Below are 18,926 nucleotides of genomic sequence, written 5' to 3'. Positions count from 1 at the left end.
AAGCTGCGGAAGCAATGCCCGTGCCTGGAGGCTCAGACCTGCCTTCACGCGGCCTCGCCAGATTAAAACTTGACAAAGTCAATTCTGAGGAGTGAAATCACACTCAAGGGCAGAAGCGGCCCGTCATAAGGGAGTGGAAGAATGACCACAGCCAGTGAGAGCGAACTGCTGACGCGCGTTGGTCCCGGAACTCCAATGGGAAACATGATGCGGGAATATTGGATCCCCGCCATGCTCTCCTCCGAACTCAAGGCCGATGCGCCGCCCACCCGCCTGATGCTGTTGAACGAAAAGCTGATCGCCTTCCGCGACAGCGACGGCCGCGTCGGCATTCTCGATCATCGCTGCCCGCATCGCTGCGCCTCGCTGTTCTTTGGCCGCAACGAGGAGAAGGGGCTACGTTGCACCTATCACGGCTGGAAATTCGACGTCGACGGCAATTGCCTCGACCAGCCGAATGTGCCGGCGCACCAGGCCTTTCCTGAACGCGTCAAGGCCAAGGCCTATCGCACCGCCGAACGTTACGGCATCGTCTGGACCTATATGGGCCAGCGCGCCGAGGCGCCGCCGCTGCCCTGTTTCGAAGCGGTGATGATCGCCGACGAGACCGATCGCAACATGTTCTGCGTGCAACGCGAGTGCAATTGGCTGCAAGGCCTCGAAGGCGACATCGATACCTCGCACTTCAGTTTCCTGCACATGGGCGGCATGCATGCCGACGAAGTCGACCCGACCAGCACCGGCCGCTACGCGCTGATCCACCCGGCGCCGGAGTATCATGTCGCCGATACGGATTGGGGCACCATGTACACGGCCTATCGCCCGGCCGAAGAGCAATCAACCTATTGGCGCGTGGCGCATTTCCTGTTCCCGTTCTGGACGATCCCGCCGGACGGCGCCTTCACCGACCATGTCATCGCCCGCGCCTGGGTGCCCATCGACGACACCCACACCATGTTCTTCCACATCTCCTGGAAGCGGAACACGCCGGGCCTGCGCAAGAAGAAAGATGGCAGCCAGATCCCCGGCGCGACCATCGGCAATAAGTTCCTGCCCAATGATACGAGCTGGCTTGGCCGCTGGCGGCTCGCCGCCAATGCCTCCAACGACTATCTGATTGACCGCGACGCCCAGCGGCTCGACAATTACTCAGGCATCGACGGCATCCACCTGCAAGACCAGGCCTTGACCGAGAGCATGGGTGGCATCGTCGATCACACGTTCGAACATCTGGCGGTGAGCGATTTGATGATCACCCGCACGCGGCGACGCATTCTGCAGGCAGCCCGCGCGGCGGCTGAAGGCATCGCACCGCCCGGTGTCGACAACCCGGAGACCTTCCAGGGCGCGCGCGGTGGTGATTTCGTCAGCCCCAATACGGTCGGCTGGCTGCAAGCCTATTCCGATGAGCTGCGCGCCTCGAAAAACCCGACAGGCACTTTGCGCATCGCCGCTGAATAATCGTCGCGCGCCTCGCGCGCGGCCGCATGAACGATCAACAGCGCGATCAACGCGCCCGTCGCATGCATTGCCGGATCGGTGATCCGGCAAGAGGGGAGCAAAGGGAGGGACGGGATGATCCGGCATTACGGCACGGTGGCACTTGCTTTCGCGGCACTCTTTGGCCTGTCTTCGAAAGGGCTCAACGCCCAAACCGCCTGGTATGATCTTCCCGCCGTCAAGGCGGCTTATGAGAAGGCAAAGGAAGAAAAAGAAGTCACCGTCTGGACCCCGGTGCAGGCCGAGGCCGATTGGATTGACTCTGAGTTCAACAAGCGCTTTCCCGGCATCACGGTGAAAGGCACCGGCGACCTTCAAGCCGCCACCAAAATTATCGCCGAAGCCCGCGCCAACAGACACTCCGTCGATGTCTGGCAAAATTCGCTGGGCGGCATGATCGAAGTGCAGAAGCGCGGCCTGTTCGCCAAGGCAGATTGGCTGCCGTTTGGTGTTTTGCCGGGCAATATCCTGTTCGACGGCGAAGGCGTCGCCGCCCACAATTTCGTCTATTCGACGCTCTATGCCCGCCCGCTCGTCAAGTCCGAGGACCTACCGAAGACCTGGGACGATCTGCTCGATCCCAAATGGCGCGGCAAGATGGTGGCGCAGGACTTTCTATTTCCCCGCCTGATGGGCTTTCTCGCCATCGCCTGGGGCGAAGAACGCACCGCCAAATGGGGGCGCGCCATGATCAACGATCAGAAATTGCTGATCACCAATGCGCCGCGCGAAAGCTTCCTCAAGACCGGCGAACGGGTTCTTTCCATCGGCGACGCCGTCAGCCAGTCTTTCCAATATACGGAGAATGGCGTACCGACGGGCTACACCATTCTCGATATCGTGCCTGCGGTGCAATTCATGTTCTCGGCGATGAAGAACGCGCCGCATCCCAATGCCGCCCGGCTTCTCATCGCCTGGATGGCGTCTGATGAAGGCATGGCCGCGCGCGAAAAGGCGGTCTACGGCGCCAGCATTCGCCCCGGCTCGAAATCGCCTCTGGCCGAACAGGTCGTGCAATCAAAAGCGCGGGTCATCCTTGAAGACCTCGCGACCATGGATCAGCGCGCCGACTTCTACAAAAAATTCTCGAGCATCATTCGCGGGCCGTAATGAGCCAGATCAGTTTGCCCTCGGGCGCCGTTCAAAACGCTCGCATCAAGCGAGCCGCCAAAGCGGAGAAGCGCGCCGACATCGGCTGGGCCGGCTGGACGGTCATCGCACTGGGCGCGGTGGCCGCCTGCTATTTCATCCTCGGCCCGCTGCTGATGCTGCTGACGACCGCCTTTCGCGGCCCGCAGGACTTTCTGCCTTTCGAGGAAGGCGCGCGCTGGACCTTCGACAACATCGCCGCCGTCTATTCCGATCGCAATCTCTATACGACGATCATTCCCAACACGCTGATCTTCACCGCCGGCTCGGTGACCGTCACGTTTTTCATCGCCTTCACCCTCGCCTGGCTGGTGGAGCGCACCGATCTACCGTTCCGCAACGGCGTCTACACGATCATCCTGTTCCCGCTGCTCGTGCCCGGCATCGTGCTCTCCATCACTTGGATCTTCCTGCTGGCGCCCAACACCGGCTGGATCAACGTGATCTTGCGCACCCTGCTCGGTCTCGAAGGTTCAGGGCCGCTGAACATCTTCAGCATGGGCGGCATGATCCTGGCCCAGGGCATCGGCCTCGTGCCCTTTGTCTTCCTGCTGCTGTCGGCCGCACTGCGCTCGATGAACCCTTCGCTCGAAGAAGCCAGCAACACCGCCGGCGCCAGCCCCTTCACCACCATCCGCCGCGTCACCCTCCCGGTGCTGCTGCCGGGCCTTCTTGCGCCGTTGATCCTGGCCACATTGATCACTCTGGAACAGTTCGAGACGCCATTGGTCATTGGCTTTCCCGCCCGCATCAATGTGTTCAGCACCCGCATCTTCTTCGAGCTGAACCCGGACACCGACCTGCCGGCCTATGGGCGCGCCGCGGCCGTCGCATTGCCCTTCCTCATCTGCGGCGTCCTGCTGCTATTGCTCTATAACCATTTCATCCGTCGCGCCGAAAGCTTCGTCACCGTGACGGGAAAAGGGTTCCGGCCGATGCGCTTTTCGCTTGGCCGCTGGCGCATCCCGGCCATTCTGTTCATCGGCACCTATGCGCTGTTCGGCGCGCTGCTGCCGGGCTTCGTCCTGATCTGGGCGAGCTTCTTTGGCTACAGCCTGCCGTCGTTCGAAATTCTGTCGACGATCAGCTTCTCTGGCTATATCGACCTCTTCAACAATCCAAAGTTCTGGCTCGCCGCGCGCAACACCTTCATCGTCGCAGGCGCCAGCGCCATCATCGTCACGACCATCGGCGTCATCATCGCCTGGACCATCCTGCGCACCCAAGTGGCTGGCCGCTGGATTCTCGATTTCATCAGCTTCCTGTCGCTTGGCATTCCCGCCGTCATCGCCGGCCTCGCTTCGATGCTGCTCTATCTGTCGATGCCGATCGGCATCTACGGCACCGTCCTGGCCTTAGTGCTGGCCTATTCCTACCGCATGGCCGTCTCGACCCGGCTGACCCGCGCCGCCTTGATGCAGATCCATGCCGAACTGGAAGAGGCTTCGTCGGTGGCCGGAGGCCAATGGCTGACCACCATCCGCCGTGTGGTTCTGCCGCTGCTGCGGCCCTCGCTCGTCGCCAGCTTCATCCTGCTTTTCATCATCGGCTTTCGCGAATTCACCATCCCGACGATCCTGCAATCGCCTGATAACACCGTGCTCAGCGTGATGATGTGGCAGGCGTTTCAGGGCGGCAAGACGACCCAGGCGGCCGCCGTCGGCACGATGATCGTGCTGTTCGTCATTCCCATTATTTTTGGCCTGCGCCGCTTCGTTCTGGCGCGCGATGGACGCGATTGAGGATACCATGCTGAAAGTCGAAGGGCTCGAGCGATCCTACACGACACCCGATGGCCTCGTGCATGCGGTCAAGGGCGTGAGCTTCGAAGTGCCGACCGGCTCGTTCTTCACCCTGCTCGGCCCCTCGGGCTGCGGCAAGACGACGACGTTACGCTGTGTCGCCGGGCTCGAACAGCCAACCGGCGGTCGCATCACCATCGCCGGCACCGTCGTCGCCCAACCCGACAACGATATTTTCGTCCCCGCCTTCAAGCGCGACGTCGGCATGGTGTTCCAGTCCTATGCGATCTGGCCGCATATGAACGTTCTGGAAAACGTGTCTTATCCGCTTGTCGTGCGCAAGCCACGCCCACCGCGCGACGAGATCCGCGACCGCGCCATGGAAGCGCTGCGCCTTGTCGGCATGGATGGCCTCGCCAATCGCTCCGCCACAAAACTCTCCGGCGGCCAGCAGCAACGCGTCGCTTTCGCCCGCGCCATCGTCCGCCATCCAAAAGTGCTTTTGCTCGATGAGCCGCTGTCCAATCTCGACGCCAAGCTGCGCGAGCAGATGCGCTACGAATTGCAGGAACTGGTCGCGCGCGTCGCCATCACCACGCTTTACGTCACCCACGACCAGTCGGAAGCCCTGGCCATGTCCGACAATGTGGCGGTGATGTCGGACGGCTTGATCTCGCAGATGGGTCCGCCGCGCGCCGTCTACGATCAGCCAGCCAATGAATTCGTCGCCGGCTTTCTCGGCGGCGCCAATTTCCTCGATGCCACGATTGTCGAGGTCGGCGCCCCCAGCAGTTTGGTCGCTTTCGACGGCGATCGCGGCTGGCTCCACATTGCTTTACCCGCCGGCCTCGGCAAGGGCGACCGGGTGCAGATCGTCTTTCGTCCCGAGGATGCGCCCCTGCGCTTCTCCGCCGGCGGCAGCGACAATGGCGTGCGCGCCTCCGTCGCCCGCTTGAGTTTCCAGGGCGGACTGACCGAATGCCACCTCAAGGTTGGCGAGGCTCTTGTCCGTTCGATGCTCCATCCTTCCGTCCACGCCGATATGGGCGCCGAGGCGTGGATCGAACTCAATCCTGCGCGTTGCGTCGTCTATGCAACACCGGATCGCCGCATGCATCAGCCTTAGTCAACAGTCCAGAGTCTTTTGTTTGACGCGTTTTCTTCACCCGAACCGGTGTCCACTTCGCTCGAAAACGTTACATGAGGGAGAACGAGGATGAGCCTATCAACTGTCGATGCTCCGCAACAGGCCCGCGCCACCGGATATGGTCGCAAGCCCTCCACCCATGATGCGATGATGACCGAGGTCGGCGCCGGCACGCCGCTCGGCGAATTCATGCGCCGCTATTGGCACCCGGTCGCCCTGTCGGAGAAGGTGAAGGACGTGCCGCAGAAGCTGCGCATGCTCGGCGAAGACCTCGTCATCTTCCGCGATCGCCAAGGCCGGCCCGGCCTGCTCCATGCCCGTTGCGCCCATCGCGGCACCACGCTCTATTACGGCAAGGTCGAGGAAAACGGCATCCGCTGTTGCTATCATGGTTGGCTCTTCGACGTCGAAGGCCGCTGCCTCGACCAACCCTGCGAAGCCGATGGCGGACGCAGCCGCGACCGCGTCATGCAGCCCTGGTATCCGCTGCAGGAACGCTATGGCCTCGTCTGGGCCTATATGGGCCCGCCGGAAAAGCAGCCGCTGCTGCCCTATTGGGACTCGCTTGAAGCCACAGGCCCCGGCGAAAAGATTTATGTGACGGGATCAAGCTTCGGCGCCGGCGGCGATGAGACTATCGAGATCGTCCCCTGCAACTGGCTGCAGGACTGGGAAAACATCATGGACCCGTTCCATATCCCGATCCTGCACACCAATTTCAGCGGCGTGCAATTCGTACCCGAAATGGGCGTGATGCCCCAGGTCCATTGGGAACATGCGCCCACGGGCATGCAATACACCGCCTATCGTAAGCTTGACAATGGCCGCGAGATGGACCGCGTCACCCTCGCCCTGTTTCCGCATGTGCGTATCGTGCCGAGCGTGCAGCTCGCGCCCGGCCCCGCCACCGGCATCGGCTGGGTAGTGCCGGTCGACGATACCAACTTCCGCCTGTTCCATGCCCTGCGCGTGCCGGAAGGGTTTAATGGCATGCCGCGTCTGCCGGGCAAGAAGTGGAGCGAGAAGAGCGAGGACGAGCACCAGCGCTTTCCCGGCGATTGGGAAGCGCAAGTCGGTCAAGGACCCATCAGCCTGCATTCGGAAGAAAACCTGGCCGGCAGCGACAAGGGCATCGTCATGCTCCGCCGCCTGTTGAAGCAGCAGATCAAGATCGTCGAGGACGGTGGCGACCCGCTCGGCGTCATCTATGATCCCGCCCAACAGATCATGAAGGTCGGCGCCGGCAATTTCTTTAAGGACTGAGTACTTTCTGTGCGATCAGCGCTTTACGGATGGGCGGCGGCATCTGCTATAGATGAGGGAACGTCGCGCCCTTGATCTTGGAATCAGGAATGGAAGCCAACAAAGCCAACCGCACCGCTTCCCCATCCCGCCCGCCCCCAGTGCAGAGCCAGCAGCATCTTGAGCAGGTCGCCGCAGCCAAAATCATGGTTCTGGCGACCAATCTGCGCCGCTCGGCCAGCGCGCTCTATGCCCGCGAGCTCAATCTCGGGACCCATGAATGGCCGATTATCGGCTCGATCGGGATGAGCGGCGCCACCTCGCTGCACGAACTGGCGGAACGGCTTGGCCTCGATAAAGGGCTCGCCAGCCGCGAAGTCTCGGCGCTTGTCCGGCGCGGCCTTGTCCTCAAGGAACGCCCGTCGAAAGAGGTGCGCATCCGCCTGAGCCCCGAGGGCGAGGAGATCATGCGACAGGTGGCGATCCTCTCCTCGCAACGGGAGGACTTCCTGTTCTCTGACATGACCGACAAGGAGCGCACGGTCTTTGTCCAGCACTTGCAGATGATCTCGGCGCGCGCCAAAGCGCTGCTTGAACAGGTCAATGAAACGCCAACGGAGATGAGCGCCAAAGATTAGCGCCGGCCGCCGACCCCATACAGGAACACTTCCGCCGTCCGCGCCGCGATTTCGTGCAGCAGCGCCTTGGTGATGCGCGGCTTCTGGCTGAACAGCAGGCGCATTTGCAGATCGGTCTTCAACAGACCCAGAAACTGCTGCGCCGCCATATCCGGATATTTGACCTTGATCGTTCCGGCCGCCACCTGTTCCGTCAGATATTTGCCGATCAACGTGTGGGAGCGGGTGACCGGGCCATCGAAGAACAGTTTGCCGATCTCCGGAAACTGGCGTGAATCCGCCACCACGGTCTGGAACAGGGCGTTCATGTCCTTGGCATAAATATTCGCCAAAGCGCCCGCGCCCAGTTCCGTCAGCACCGCCTCGGGCGTGCCTTCGGAGGTGATCACCTCTTCCGGCAGAACTTTGCCCTCGCCGCACATTTCGCGCACGACCGCCGAGAACAGTTCTTCCTTATTGTTGAAATGCCCATAGACCGTCCGCTTTGACACGGAGGCCTTTTCGGCCACCGCATCCATCGTGGTCTGAACGAAGCCCTTTTCAACGAAAAGCTCGATCCCGGCATCCAAGATCGCCCGGTATTTGCGCTGAGAATCGCGCCGGGTCAGACGGCTCGCGCGTCCAGGAAGCCTATCATGCATCGCATCTGTCCAGGTTCGGCCCGGCTCTTTTGCCAAGGCCCTTTTGCCAAGTCTCGGCTGCCAGTCTCGGCTACCAAGTCTTGGCCAATACACGTTTCGACCAATATTAGCCTGAGTCTTGTTTATTGCACAAAGCCCGCCGTTTCAAACCTGACCTTGTCCGAGCCCACTGGCGGGCCCGGTCAAAGCAAGGCAGCAACTTAGCGCCCTAAATCAGTGCTCCATGGCACTGGTCATCTCATCGAGCCAGGCCGTATCGACGCCACCAAGCGTTCGCAGCTCCTCAAGCGCCTCCTCCTTCGACTGGCCACAGCATTCGATCACATGCGGATCGGTGCCATCAGCCGCCTGGCAGGCGAACTCCAACCGGATGCCATTGGGATCGATGAAATAGATCCCGTCGAGTCCCGGCAGCTGCGGGATTGGCCCAATATAGGAGATGTTGTTTTTCTTCAGCCGTTCCTCGATGTCACGAAAGCGTTCCGGCGTGACGACGAAAGCGCAATGCTGCATCGCACCTATCGCGTTACGATTGGCTAACGGCTCCTTGCCTTTTGGAATTTCGAAGAAGGCGAGCGTGCTGTCATTGCCCATGTCGTAAAAATAATGCCGGATATTTTCATACGGCGGGTTGCCGCGATTGCCCGCGCCCGTGCCAAGTCCAGGCGGCACACGCAGTGCGTGGATCAGCGGCATGCCGAGCACGCGCACATAAAATTCCGTCGTCTTCTTAATGTCATCGGTGCAGAGCGCGAGATGATGAACACCGCGCATCAACGGTGCTGCATTGTCTTGAAGCTTGCTCATGTTGGGCTCCCTCCTCGTTTGCGTTGACTCAAATCATTAGAGACCTCATATTCTGAGATTAGGAAGGGTGCACGATGATATCAAGCAGGACCATGAGTCTTGCGATATCGAGTGGTGAGGGGGGAGCATTCATGATCCGCGCACATTTTGTATCCGTGCTGGCCGTTACGGCTGGGTTGCTGGCTGTTGGCTCATCGGCCTTCACCCAACCGGTTGCCGCCCAAGACGTCATCAAGATCGGCGTCATCACCGATCGTGTCGGCAGCGGTAAATTCTATGCGGAGCCGGTGACGCGCGGCATCGAACTCGGCGCCAAGATGATCAATGAAAAGGGCGGCGTGCTCGGCAAGAAGATACAGCTGATCATCGAAGACGACCAGAACCGGCCCGACGTTTCCGCCGCCAAGGCGCGCAAACTCGTCGATGACGGTGTCGTCGCCATCCTCTCCAACACCGGTTCTCCCGCCACCCAGCAGGCGCAGACCGTGTCGCTTGAAACCAAGACGCCACATCTGACGCCAGCCAACAGTGCCGACACGCTGACCACCCAATTGAACAATCCCTGGTTCTTCCAGACCGGTCCGCTCGCCTCGATCCAGCTCGCCACCCTGATGAGCTACACCAAGTCGCGCGGTTTCAAGAAAGTGGCGATTGTCCGCGATAACTCGTCGCTGTCGCAATCCTTTGCGGAGTCCTTCCGCAAGGGGTTGGAAGGTGTCGGCATCCAGGTGGCGCTTGAGGAAGTCATTCCCCAAGGCTCCACGTCGGCCGTCGCCAATCTGCAAAAAGTGCGCGCCGAAAAGGTTGATGCCATTCTGCAAGCCGGCATTCTCGGGCCGGAAATGCTGCAGTTCTTCCGCGCTTATCAGCAATTGGGCATGAAGGAACCGATCCTTGGCTCCTACAACCTCAGCATTCCCGCCTATCTGAGCATGGCCAAGGATCTGATGGACGGCGTGGTCTTCGTCGACGCCTATGACGACACCAAGCCGGAGGCGAAAGCCTTCCACGATATCTATGTGAAGGAATACAAGGAAGAGCCGAGCAGCCTGCCCGCTTATGGCTGGGATGGCATCCACCTCATCGCCGCGGCGATCACCAAGGCTGGGTCGCTCGACAAGGAAAAAATTCGCGAAGCCATCGCCTCGACGCAAAATTTCACCGGCGCGATCGGCGCCAAGGGCACGAGCTGGGGCTTTCGCAACGGCGGCCGCACGGGCTTTGATCCGCAAGGCGCGGTGGTGCGCGTCATCAAGGACAACCAGCATGGACCTGTCGTCCACGCTGGCCAGAACTAAGCGCCTGCGCCAGGTAGCACGGCCGCACAATGGAAGACTTTCTTGAGCTGACAGTCAGCGCGATGGCCTCCGGCTGCATCTATGCGCTGATGGCCCTCTCCTATCTGATCGTGTTGCGTCCGACGTCGATCATCAATTTCGCCATCGGCGAATGGGCGGCGACGGGCGCATTCGTTGGTGTCGGCGTGCTGACGACCTTGCTATGGCCGCGTCTCGACGCGCCCTATCCGGTCGCGGTCGCCGTCGTGCTCGTCGTTCTCGGCCTGCTCGGCTGGGCGGTAGAGCGGCTGGCGGTGCGCCCACTCGTCAAGCGCGGCGCCGCCGTCACCAGCCCAATCCTGGCTCTGCTTGGCGTGCTGGTGATTTTTCGCGAAACCCTCACTCTGCTGTTTGGCGCCGATCCGTTTCCCTCGCCGCCGCCCTTTGGCTACCGGCGCTTGGAGATCGGCCCCTTCGCCGGGGCGCCGCAACAGTTCTTCATCATCGCCGCCACGCTGACGATCTTCGCCGGCGTCTGGTATTTCTTCGAGCGCACCGTCTGGGGCCGCGCCTTTGAAGCCGTGGCGATCAACCGCCGCGCCGCAGCCCTGATGGGCATCAATCTCGGTCGCGTCACAGCGCTCGCCTTTGCCGCCGGCGCGGCGGTCGCTGGCGTCGCCGGCCTGCTGATCAGCCCGCTGACCTCGGCGCACTACATGATGGGCCTGCCGCTCGCCATTCAAGGCTTCACCGCTTTGGTGATCGGCGGTGTCGGCCGCGTCGAAGGCGCCTTGCTCGGTGGCCTCATCCTGGCCTTCGCCGAACAACTCGGCGCGCGTTATCTGCCGATCCCCTCGGGCCTGACGCTGGCCTTTCCATTCACTCTCCTGATCTTGTTCCTGCTGGTGCGGCCCACCGGGCTGATTTCGCCGCGCGAGGTCAGATGATCCGCACCCTGATCTGGATCGCCGCCATTGTCGCGGCCAGCGCCATCGCTTTCGTTCTCGGCGGCTACGGCACAGATGTTTATCGCAAGATGCTCATCTGGGTCGCTTTGGCGCTGAGCTACAATTTCCTGTTCGGCACCGCCGGCCAGGTCGCCTTCTCGCATTTCGCCTTCGCCGGCGTTGGCGCCTATGCGATGGTAATCCTATCGGTCAAACTCGGCTTACCCTTCGGCATTGCCTTTGTCGGCGCCATCGCGCTCTGCGCGTTGCTCGCCTTCATTGTCGCCGTGCCATCGACGCGGCTCGAGGGCTTCTATCTGGCGCTCGCCACCCTCGCCTTCGCGCAATTGTTCGCCGTGCTTATCAATGAAGGCGGCGACCTCACAGGCGGCACCGGCGGCATCGCCGGCTATACCCTGCCCGACATCTTCGGCTACCAGCTGCGCGGGCCCTGGTACACGGTTGTCCTGGTGCTGCTGGTCGCTGGCACGTTGCTGTTGCTCAACCGCCTCGGCGAATCTGCCTTTGGCCGCGCTTGCCGCGCCATCCGCGAAAATCCAGCAGTGGCGGCGGCCATGGGCATCGATGTCAGGCGCACCAAGGTTATCACCTTCACGCTCACCAGCACGCTCGCTGGCATTGCCGGCATCGCCTATGCCTATACGGACAATGTCATCAACCCGCCGGTGTTCGGGCTCGACAACGTGTTTTTGCTCCTGTTCATGATCATCGTCGGTGGCATGGGCCGGCCGATCGGCGCCGTCATCGGCGCGGTCCTGCTCTATCTCGCCCCCTTCGTCCTCGAGCCGATCGTTGGCCACGGCTATCTGGTGATCTTCGGCATTCTCGTCGTTCTCGCCATCCTGTATCAGCCGGCAGGGCTCGCGGGTCTTCTTGATCGCTTGCGTCCGCGAGCCCAATCATGAGCAAAGCGCCTCTCCTTCGCGTCGCCGGATTGAGCAAACGCTTTGGCGGCCTCACTGCCGTCGAGGACCTGAGCTTCGATGTCGGCCATGGTGAAATTCTCGCCCTTATCGGCCCGAACGGCGCGGGCAAAACCACCACATTCAATCTCGTCACCGGCATGCTGGCGCCGAGTTCCGGCCAGATCGAGCTCGATGGTCAGCGGATCGATGGCCTGCCTGTGCATCGCATTGCCTCAAAGGGCATGCTGCGCACCTTCCAGCACAATATGCCTTTCGCCGGCATGTCGCTGACCGATAACGTCATGGTCGGCGCGCATCGGCGCTTCAGCGCTTCTGTGCTGGATATCCTGCTGCAACGCGCCCGCGTGTTGCAGGAAGAGAAACAGGCCCGCGCGCGCGCCGCCGAACTGGTGGAGTTCGTCGGTCTTGGCCATCATCTCCATGCCGATGTCACCACGCTTTCTTTCGGCGAAGGCCGGCTGTTGGAAATCGCCCGCGCGCTCGCCGGCGATCCCCGCGCCATCCTGCTCGATGAACCAGCCGCCGGCCTGACCGCAGCGGAAATCAGCCGCCTCGGCACGCTGATCCGCACCATCGCCGCCGAGGGCGTTTCAGTGTTGCTGATCGAACACGACATGCATTTCCTCATGCCGCTGGCCGAACGCATCGTCGTGCTCAACTTCGGCCGTAAGATCGGCGAAGGCACGTCGCAGGAGATTACCGCCAATGCGGCTGTGATCGAAGCCTATCTCGGCAGCGCCGTGAACGAGCTGCCGTCAGGAGGCGCTCATGTCTAAAGCTCTCATGCTTGAGGCGATCACGCTCAGCGGCGGCTATGGCCCAGGCGACATCTTGCACGACGTCTCGATCACAATCCGGGAAGGCGAGGCCGTGGCTTTGCTCGGCCCCAACGGCGCCGGCAAGTCGACCGTGATGGCCGCCCTCACCGCGACCTTACCGCGCCGACGCGGCACGCTGCGCTTTGCCGGCGCGGATGTCAGCGCCGTGCCAAGCCATGGGCTCGTCGCCAAAGGCCTGGCGCTTGTGCCCGAGGGACGACAGATTTTCTCGCCCTTCAGTGTCGTCGAAAATCTGCGCCTTGGCGCCATGACCTTGGGCCAACGCTCGACGCTCGAAGAACGCTTCGACCACGTCTACACGCTGTTTCCGCGCCTCGCCGAACGCAAGAGCCAGCGCGCCGGCGCCATGTCGGGTGGCGAACAGCAGATGCTGGCCATCGGCCGCGCCCTGATGAGCAAGCCCAAAATGCTGCTGCTCGACGAACCCTTTCTTGGCATCGCGCCCAAAGTCATCGATGAAATCCTCGCGGCGCTGCAATTGCTGCGCCGGGACGGCCTGACGTTTCTCTTGGTCGAACAGAAGCTTCCGATCGCCTTGATGGCGACGGAACGGGCTTATGTAATGATCAAGGGCGGCATCGTTTTGGAAAGCGACTGCCCGAGCCTGTCGCGCCGCTCCGACATCCACGATCTTTATTTCAGCCTGTCGAGCCCACAGAGCGCGTGATGAAACAGTAGCGCGCGGCCGCAAAAAAGATTAGAGTACTAATCTTCGTGCAAGAGACATCCGGAGGGATTATATGTCTGGTGCATCACCATCTACCATTCCGAGCGTCCTCGGCCTGCATCACGCCGCCTATCGTTGCCGTGACGCCGAAGAGACCCGCCACTTCTATGAAGACATCTTGGGCCTGCCGCTGGTCCATGTGGTCAGCGGCGACGCGCCCTCGACGGGCGATCCGAACCCGTTCCTACATCTCTTCTTCCAGCTCGCCGATGGCTCCTGCATCGCCTTCTTCGATCTCGGCGACGGCAAGGCTGGCGAACCTTCGCCAAACACGCCGAAATGGGTCAATCACATCGCCTTCAACGTGCCCGATGACAAGGCGCTGAGCACCATGAAGGCGCATCTGCAAAAGCACGGCATCGAAGTTTTGGGCGAAGTCGATCATCATTTCGTCCATTCGATCTACTTCTTCGATCCCAATGGCGTGCGCCTCGAATTCACCACCCAGGTGGTCGACGACAAGGAGATGCAAGGCTACCGGCGCGAGGCGCATGACGCGCTGCGCGACTGGAAGCAGAAGCATCGCGCCACCGCTGCCGCCTGACCATCGGATCCCAATGACAAAAATCGAATGGGACCGGGTTCCGGTCGTCATCAGCTTTGCTGAAACCGTCCGCATGGTCGAAACCTATGGTTTCGTCGGCAGCCAGGGCATCACCGTGCTCGAAGGCCAGCGGCTTGTGCCGCGCAACAGGCCATCCGACACGGTCTTCCTGTTCATGCATCCGGCAACGACCTTGAACCTTCTGCCGATGCCGACAGCGCTCGCCGATTCCGGCCTGCACGTCATGTGCTGCGGCAGCCGCTACGCCAAGAACGACAGCGCCTTGATCATAGAAAAGGTCGTCTACGATCTTGGCCAATATGTTCGCCATGCGCGCGAAGTGCTCGGCTATCGCAAAGTGGTGCTTGTCGGTTGGTCGGGCGGCGGCTCCCTGTCGTTGTTCTATCAAGCGCAAGCCGAGGCGCCGACCATCACCCACACGCCAGCCGGCGATCCTTACGATCTCACCACGGCGAACCTGCAACCTGCCGATGGCGTCATCTTCATCGCCGCCCATCTGAGCCGCGCCGAGACCTTGACCGAATGGCTCGACCCGTCGCTGCGCAACGAAGCTGATCCCGACGATCGCGATCTCGAGCTCGATATCTACAACGCCCAATGCCCGGCGCAGCCGCCCTATAGCGCCGACTTCGTCGCGCGCTTCCGCAGCGCCCAGCTGGCACGCAACCGACGCATCACCGCCAATGTCCAGGCGATGCTGGAAAAGCTGAAGAAGAAGAACGACGGCGAGATGGAACGCGGCTTCGTCGTCCATCGCACCAATTGCGACGTGCGCTGGCTTGATCCCGCTGTCGATCCCAATGGCCGTAAGCCCGGCTGGTGTTTCCTCGGCGATCCCCGCATCGCCAATTCGGCCCCCGCCGGCATCGCCCGCTATACGTCTTTGCGCTCCTGGCTGTCGCAATGGTCGGTCGATCACACCAATGCGCGCGGCGTTGTGAATGCGGCGCGGATCACCAAGACGCCGGTGTTGCAAATCGTCAACCAAGCCGATGATGCGGTGCCGGCAACGCACAATCCGGCCATCCGCGCCGCGCTTGCCACCACCGACAAGGACTATGTCGAGATCCAAGGCGCCACCCATTACTTCCTGGGCCAGCCGGCGGAGCTCGCCCAATGTATCGGCGCCGTCAGCGACTGGAGCCGGCGCAAAGCGCTGCTTGAGAACTGAGGCCTTGAGCTTGATCTCCGGCCTCGGGCCGTTGCAACGGCTCCGCCCGGCGCTGTGGTAGTGACCTATTCATCGTAAATCGAAACATCGCTTGCCGACGAGGGCCGCGCGGCTTATCCCTGCGTTATGTGGGAAAATGCGGTTTCTTTGCTGACTGGGCATCCGCCGGCTTGGCACCGCGAGGATCGACTGACCACCGCCCGCGACAGCGGAGCCCCCCACCCGTTCGTCTTAGTGCCGGCCTCCCTCGGGGTGCAAACACGATGACCGCTCAAACCGTCTCCGACGTAAGTTCGCCTCTCGCACGCCCCGCAACCAAGCGCCTCGCTTGGGTCGACACGGCCAAGGGGATCTGCATCCTCATGGTGGTGATGCTGCACACCGTCACCGGCGTTGACGAAGCTTTCCCCGGCACCTCAGGCTGGATGCACCATCTCATTTCTTTCGCCAAGCCGTTCCGCATGCCGGACTTCTTTCTGGTCTCGGGCCTCTTCGCTACCGCCGCCATGGCCCGCCCCTGGCGCGATTTCCTTGATCGCAAACTCATCTATTTCGGCTACTTCCTGGCGCTCTGGATGGCCATCATCCTATTGGTCAAGGCGCGTGGCATGGGGCTCACCGATCCGCAGAGTTTCCTCAGCGAATATCTGTGGGGTTTCGTTGAGCCGTTCAGCACCCTGTGGTTCATCCACTTGCTGCCGCTGCTCTTCATCGCACTGCGCCTGGTCTGGACCCGGCCGCTCTGGCTGGTGCTCATCGGCGGCTTTGGCCTGCATCTCCTCGCCGCCTTTCATCTTGATCCCAACGACTACGGCTTGAGTTCGACTCTGACCCGCTGGACGGCGATCAACGCGTTCTGCCTGTTCTTCATCTACTTCTATATCGGCGCCAAGGCCGGACCGCGCATCCTGCAATGGGCCTCGCGCATCGCCGCCCAACCTCTGCCGGCGCTCGGCGCGCTCCTGGTCTGGGCCCTCATCCATGGCCTGATCTGGAAGGCGGGCTATAGCAGCCTGCCAGGCCTTGGCTTCATCCTCGGCCTGGCTGGCGCCCTGGCGGTCGTCACCGCTTCAGTGCTGCTCGCAAAATACGAACCCTTCGGCTTCTTCCGCCACATCGGCTCGCATTCCCTGGCGATCTATCTCACCTTCGTTCTGCCGATGGCAGCGATGCGCATCGCCCTGCTGAAATCGGGCTTCGTCACCAATGTCGACGTCGCCTCGCTTCTGGTGCTGGCTGTCGCCGTCACGGTACCGATCGTGCTCGACATTGTCGTGAAGAACACGCCGTTTTCCTTCCTCTACACGCGACCGCGCTGGGCGCGGCTGACCTGAGAGCGGAGATTCTACCCCGGTAGGATCTGTCTTGCGGCCTTATCGAAAATCACTACCTCCCTGTGCGGCCTGACACCGCGCTCACGCGCCGCCTGTGACGCAATAGCGTTACAGGTGCAGGCCCATGCAACAGAGGAGCTGTACGTTATGTTATTACGAAGAACTTTCCTCACCTCAGCGATCATCGCCCTGTCATATCCCGCACTGGCACAGGGCCATTCGCATGCCGCACCCAATGGCGGGCAGATTGTCAACATCGGCAAGCTCGAAGCCGAAATGGTGGTGCGCGGCGGTGAGATCAGCCTTTTTCTGACTGATAGCAAGGACATGAAGGTCGACGCATCGCCCTACAGCGCCATCGCCATGGTGTTGGCCAAAGGCAATGAACAGAAGACCGTTGAATTGACACCTTCTGGTGACAATCGTCTGGCAGGTAAGTTCGACTTCGTTGTCGAAGGCCGCTTCCGCGCCACTGTGACGCTGAAGGGCAAGGATGGCGAAATCGGCAAAGGCCGCTATACTACCGATATCAAGCGCTGATCGGATATCATGAGGACGCTTCACCAGATTCAATTGCGACAGGCTTCCGTGCCCCATGGGCTGCGGTGGGTTTTCGCTATGGTTCTGGCGCTGGCACTGGTCCTCACGCTCAACACCGCGCAACCCTTGAACGTCTCGTTCGACCATGACGCGGGCATTGCCTCGCTCCATCATCAGGCGGTCCATACCGCTTCCGATGTGGATCAGGACAAGGATGGCACCTCCGGCGCCGTTCACATCCATGCCCATTGCGGCTGCCACGCGACCTTTGCCTTTCAGTCGGCACAGGCCCAGCCGGAAGCGCCGACCATCGCCGGTCAGCGCATCACTTTGGCTGTATCGCCTCTCGCGTCGCGCGATCCGCCACCCCTGCCCGAGCCCCCCAGAGCCTGATCGCCTCCACTCGAGCCATCGCGGCTCGTAGCGATTTCTCGCCTGATTGCCGGCGCGATGCCGGTTGGGCTCTCGGGACTGACCATGACACGCAACACAATTCTTGCCGCGACTTTGTTCGCCGGCATTCTCATGGGCGCGCTTGCCGCGTCGAAAATCGAACCTGTGCGCAATGCGCTGACCGCCATCGGCCTCTTGTCCGACGCGCCGGCCCAGGCGCAGACCCCGCAGGAAGCGCACGGCCACGAGGACAAAGAGGGCGCGATCGTTCTGAGCGATGCCCAGGTCGAGGCCGGTCAATTCACTGTGGCGCCCGCAGCCGCTGGCGAACTGTATCGTCGCCTGACAGCACCGGCCGTCGTCACGCCTGATCCCGACAAGATCGCTCGCGTCGCGGCCAAGGTCGTCGGCACGGTGGCCGAGATGCGCAAGAAGCTTGGCGACGTGGTTCGCGCCGGCGAGATCATCGCCATCATCGACAGCCGAGAAGTCGCCGAAGCCAAGAGCGCCTTCCTCGCCGCCACCGTCACCTACGAACTGCAGACCGATCTGTTCCAACGTGAAAAGCGGCTCTACGATCAAAAGATCAGCGCGGAACAGCAATTTCTGAGAGTGCGCGCCACCACGACGGAATCGCGCCTGCAATTGGAACTGGCACGGCAGAAGCTGGCCGCCCTGGATCTCACCACAGACGAAGTCAACGCACTCGCCAAACAGCCAGTCGAAGCCCTGCGACGCAAGGAGATTCGCGCGCCGATCGATGGCCGTATCATCGAACGGCGCGTCGACGTCGGTGCCCCCGTCAATGGCGAAGGTCAGGAGAAGGAGCTTTACGTCATCGCCGACCTGTCCGGCGTCTGGGCCGATCTCTCGGTCCCCACCGCTGACCTCACACACGTGCACGAGGGAGATAAAGTCACCGCCGCAACCGATGCCGGCCCCATCGAAGGCAAGATCGTCTTCGTCAGCCCCATTCTCAATCAAGAGACCCGGTCCGCACGGGTGATCGCCGCCTTCGACAACACCAGCGCGAAACTGCGGCCCGGCACCTATCTGACCGCGAAGATCATCATCGATGCCAAGCCGGTCGAACTGAAAGTGCCGAAGTCAGCGCTACAGACCATCGGCAGCGAACAGGTTGTGTTCGTGCGAACAAAGGAAGGCTTCGCCAAACGCGAAGTGGCGTTGGGCGACAGCGACGACGACAGCAGCCAGATCGTTTTCGGCCTCGATCCCGGAGAAGAGATCGCCACGAAAAACACCTTCACGTTGAAGGCCGATCTCGGCAAGTCCGAAGCCGAACACGCGCATTGATGAGCC

General features: G+C 61.6%; 19 protein-coding genes. 17 read left to right on the top strand and 2 right to left on the bottom strand.

The genetic code is table 11. From position 1 onward, the window contains the following. The first annotated feature begins 141 nt into the window (after positions 1 to 141). From BLW50_RS25035 to BLW50_RS25010, 6 genes are all read left to right on the top strand, one after another. Complete coding sequence (locus tag BLW50_RS25035) at positions 142 to 1,461, top strand: Rieske 2Fe-2S domain-containing protein (RefSeq protein WP_090707575.1); 1,320 nt, start codon at positions 142 to 144, stop codon at positions 1,459 to 1,461. A gap of 114 nt (positions 1,462 to 1,575) precedes the next feature. Further along, on the top strand, positions 1,576 to 2,610 hold the full coding sequence (locus tag BLW50_RS25030; RefSeq protein ID WP_090707574.1) for an ABC transporter substrate-binding protein: 1,035 nt from the start codon (positions 1,576 to 1,578) through the stop codon (positions 2,608 to 2,610). Next, positions 2,610 to 4,391: an ABC transporter permease gene (locus tag BLW50_RS25025; RefSeq protein ID WP_090707573.1), complete on the top strand. Its 1,782-nt coding sequence runs from the start codon at positions 2,610 to 2,612 to the stop codon at positions 4,389 to 4,391. Before BLW50_RS25030 ends, BLW50_RS25025 begins: the two co-directional genes overlap by 1 nt. 7 nt (positions 4,392 to 4,398) lie before the next feature. Continuing rightward, positions 4,399 to 5,517 carry an ABC transporter ATP-binding protein gene (locus BLW50_RS25020; protein WP_090709668.1) on the top strand — a complete coding sequence of 373 codons (1,119 nt, stop codon included), beginning with the start codon at positions 4,399 to 4,401 and terminating at the stop codon, positions 5,515 to 5,517. Between the two features lie 90 nt (positions 5,518 to 5,607). After that, positions 5,608 to 6,801, top strand: coding sequence for an aromatic ring-hydroxylating dioxygenase subunit alpha (locus tag BLW50_RS25015; RefSeq protein ID WP_090707572.1), 1,194 nt, complete (start codon positions 5,608 to 5,610; stop codon positions 6,799 to 6,801). Between the two features lie 89 nt (positions 6,802 to 6,890). Then, positions 6,891 to 7,418 (top strand): MarR family winged helix-turn-helix transcriptional regulator, encoded by a 528-nt coding sequence (locus BLW50_RS25010; RefSeq protein WP_090707571.1) that lies wholly within the window; start codon positions 6,891 to 6,893, stop codon positions 7,416 to 7,418. On the opposite strand, the gene BLW50_RS25005 is transcribed toward BLW50_RS25010, so the two are convergent. Further along, the gene (locus tag BLW50_RS25005) at positions 7,415 to 8,059 is read right to left on the bottom strand and encodes a TetR/AcrR family transcriptional regulator (RefSeq protein WP_090707570.1); all 645 of its coding nucleotides are present in this window, start codon (positions 8,057 to 8,059) and stop codon (positions 7,415 to 7,417) included. The two genes, BLW50_RS25010 and BLW50_RS25005, sit on opposite strands and share 4 nt — an antisense overlap. Positions 8,060 to 8,272: 213 nt before the next feature. Then, positions 8,273 to 8,866 (bottom strand): VOC family protein, encoded by a 594-nt coding sequence (locus tag BLW50_RS25000; protein ID WP_090707569.1) that lies wholly within the window; start codon positions 8,864 to 8,866, stop codon positions 8,273 to 8,275. Positions 8,867 to 8,997: 131 nt separating this feature from the next. On the opposite strand from BLW50_RS25000, the gene BLW50_RS24995 reads away from it, so the two are divergent. From BLW50_RS24995 to BLW50_RS24945, 11 genes are all read left to right on the top strand, one after another. Further along, on the top strand, positions 8,998 to 10,164 hold the full coding sequence (locus BLW50_RS24995) for an ABC transporter substrate-binding protein (protein ID WP_170850343.1): 1,167 nt from the start codon (positions 8,998 to 9,000) through the stop codon (positions 10,162 to 10,164). 29 nt (positions 10,165 to 10,193) lie between these two features. Then, complete coding sequence (locus BLW50_RS24990) at positions 10,194 to 11,090, top strand: branched-chain amino acid ABC transporter permease (RefSeq protein ID WP_090707567.1); 897 nt, start codon at positions 10,194 to 10,196, stop codon at positions 11,088 to 11,090. Next, positions 11,087 to 12,016, top strand: a complete 930-nt coding sequence (locus BLW50_RS24985) for a branched-chain amino acid ABC transporter permease (RefSeq protein WP_090707566.1) — start codon at positions 11,087 to 11,089, stop codon at positions 12,014 to 12,016. Before BLW50_RS24990 ends, BLW50_RS24985 begins: the two co-directional genes overlap by 4 nt. Then, positions 12,013 to 12,813, top strand: a complete 801-nt coding sequence (locus BLW50_RS24980; RefSeq protein WP_090707565.1) for an ABC transporter ATP-binding protein — start codon at positions 12,013 to 12,015, stop codon at positions 12,811 to 12,813. The genes BLW50_RS24985 and BLW50_RS24980 overlap by 4 nt, the downstream gene beginning before the upstream one ends. Next, on the top strand, positions 12,806 to 13,543 hold the full coding sequence (locus BLW50_RS24975; RefSeq protein ID WP_210186122.1) for an ABC transporter ATP-binding protein: 738 nt from the start codon (positions 12,806 to 12,808) through the stop codon (positions 13,541 to 13,543). The genes BLW50_RS24980 and BLW50_RS24975 overlap by 8 nt, the downstream gene beginning before the upstream one ends. A gap of 73 nt (positions 13,544 to 13,616) precedes the next feature. Next, the gene (locus BLW50_RS24970) at positions 13,617 to 14,147 is read left to right on the top strand and encodes a VOC family protein (protein WP_090707563.1); all 531 of its coding nucleotides are present in this window, start codon (positions 13,617 to 13,619) and stop codon (positions 14,145 to 14,147) included. Positions 14,148 to 14,160: 13 nt separating this feature from the next. After that, complete coding sequence (locus BLW50_RS24965) at positions 14,161 to 15,339, top strand: alpha/beta fold hydrolase (protein ID WP_090707562.1); 1,179 nt, start codon at positions 14,161 to 14,163, stop codon at positions 15,337 to 15,339. Between the two features lie 263 nt (positions 15,340 to 15,602). Further along, positions 15,603 to 16,673 (top strand): acyltransferase family protein, encoded by a 1,071-nt coding sequence (locus BLW50_RS24960; RefSeq protein ID WP_090707561.1) that lies wholly within the window; start codon positions 15,603 to 15,605, stop codon positions 16,671 to 16,673. A gap of 147 nt (positions 16,674 to 16,820) precedes the next feature. Then, the gene (locus BLW50_RS24955; protein ID WP_090707560.1) at positions 16,821 to 17,213 is read left to right on the top strand and encodes a hypothetical protein; all 393 of its coding nucleotides are present in this window, start codon (positions 16,821 to 16,823) and stop codon (positions 17,211 to 17,213) included. Positions 17,214 to 17,222: 9 nt separating this feature from the next. After that, on the top strand, positions 17,223 to 17,606 hold the full coding sequence (locus BLW50_RS24950) for a hypothetical protein (protein WP_139267731.1): 384 nt from the start codon (positions 17,223 to 17,225) through the stop codon (positions 17,604 to 17,606). A gap of 84 nt (positions 17,607 to 17,690) precedes the next feature. Beyond that, a complete protein-coding gene (locus BLW50_RS24945; RefSeq protein WP_090709665.1) occupies positions 17,691 to 18,920 on the top strand; it encodes an efflux RND transporter periplasmic adaptor subunit in 1,230 nt (409 codons plus the stop codon). Positions 18,921 to 18,926 lie beyond the last annotated feature (6 nt).

This window comes from Beijerinckia sp. 28-YEA-48, assembly GCF_900104955.1.
In the GTDB taxonomy this organism is placed as follows: Bacteria; Pseudomonadota; Alphaproteobacteria; order Rhizobiales; family Beijerinckiaceae; genus Terripilifer.
This window is presented reverse-complemented; position numbering and strand designations above follow the sequence as displayed.

What these genes read in the sequence shown, in the direction of transcription:
- BLW50_RS24960 (WP_090707561.1), top strand. Translation starts at nt 15,603, where the DNA reads ATGACCGCTCAAACCGTCTCCGACGTAAGTTCGCCTCTCGCACGCCCC.
- BLW50_RS25025 (WP_090707573.1), top strand. Translation starts at nt 2,610, where the DNA reads ATGAGCCAGATCAGTTTGCCCTCGGGCGCCGTTCAAAACGCTCGCATC.
- BLW50_RS24965 (WP_090707562.1), top strand. Translation starts at nt 14,161, where the DNA reads ATGACAAAAATCGAATGGGACCGGGTTCCGGTCGTCATCAGCTTTGCT.
- BLW50_RS25000 (WP_090707569.1), bottom strand. Translation starts at nt 8,866, where the DNA reads ATGAGCAAGCTTCAAGACAATGCAGCACCGTTGATGCGCGGTGTTCAT.
- BLW50_RS24975 (WP_210186122.1), top strand. Translation starts at nt 12,806, where the DNA reads ATGTCTAAAGCTCTCATGCTTGAGGCGATCACGCTCAGCGGCGGCTAT.
- BLW50_RS24950 (WP_139267731.1), top strand. Translation starts at nt 17,223, where the DNA reads ATGAGGACGCTTCACCAGATTCAATTGCGACAGGCTTCCGTGCCCCAT.
- BLW50_RS25020 (WP_090709668.1), top strand. Translation starts at nt 4,399, where the DNA reads ATGCTGAAAGTCGAAGGGCTCGAGCGATCCTACACGACACCCGATGGC.
- BLW50_RS25015 (WP_090707572.1), top strand. Translation starts at nt 5,608, where the DNA reads ATGAGCCTATCAACTGTCGATGCTCCGCAACAGGCCCGCGCCACCGGA.
- BLW50_RS25030 (WP_090707574.1), top strand. Translation starts at nt 1,576, where the DNA reads ATGATCCGGCATTACGGCACGGTGGCACTTGCTTTCGCGGCACTCTTT.
- BLW50_RS24990 (WP_090707567.1), top strand. Translation starts at nt 10,194, where the DNA reads ATGGAAGACTTTCTTGAGCTGACAGTCAGCGCGATGGCCTCCGGCTGC.
- BLW50_RS25010 (WP_090707571.1), top strand. Translation starts at nt 6,891, where the DNA reads ATGGAAGCCAACAAAGCCAACCGCACCGCTTCCCCATCCCGCCCGCCC.
- BLW50_RS24970 (WP_090707563.1), top strand. Translation starts at nt 13,617, where the DNA reads ATGTCTGGTGCATCACCATCTACCATTCCGAGCGTCCTCGGCCTGCAT.
- BLW50_RS24985 (WP_090707566.1), top strand. Translation starts at nt 11,087, where the DNA reads ATGATCCGCACCCTGATCTGGATCGCCGCCATTGTCGCGGCCAGCGCC.
- BLW50_RS25035 (WP_090707575.1), top strand. Translation starts at nt 142, where the DNA reads ATGACCACAGCCAGTGAGAGCGAACTGCTGACGCGCGTTGGTCCCGGA.
- BLW50_RS24955 (WP_090707560.1), top strand. Translation starts at nt 16,821, where the DNA reads ATGTTATTACGAAGAACTTTCCTCACCTCAGCGATCATCGCCCTGTCA.
- BLW50_RS24995 (WP_170850343.1), top strand. Translation starts at nt 8,998, where the DNA reads ATGATCCGCGCACATTTTGTATCCGTGCTGGCCGTTACGGCTGGGTTG.
- BLW50_RS24980 (WP_090707565.1), top strand. Translation starts at nt 12,013, where the DNA reads ATGAGCAAAGCGCCTCTCCTTCGCGTCGCCGGATTGAGCAAACGCTTT.
- BLW50_RS24945 (WP_090709665.1), top strand. Translation starts at nt 17,691, where the DNA reads ATGACACGCAACACAATTCTTGCCGCGACTTTGTTCGCCGGCATTCTC.
- BLW50_RS25005 (WP_090707570.1), bottom strand. Translation starts at nt 8,059, where the DNA reads ATGCATGATAGGCTTCCTGGACGCGCGAGCCGTCTGACCCGGCGCGAT.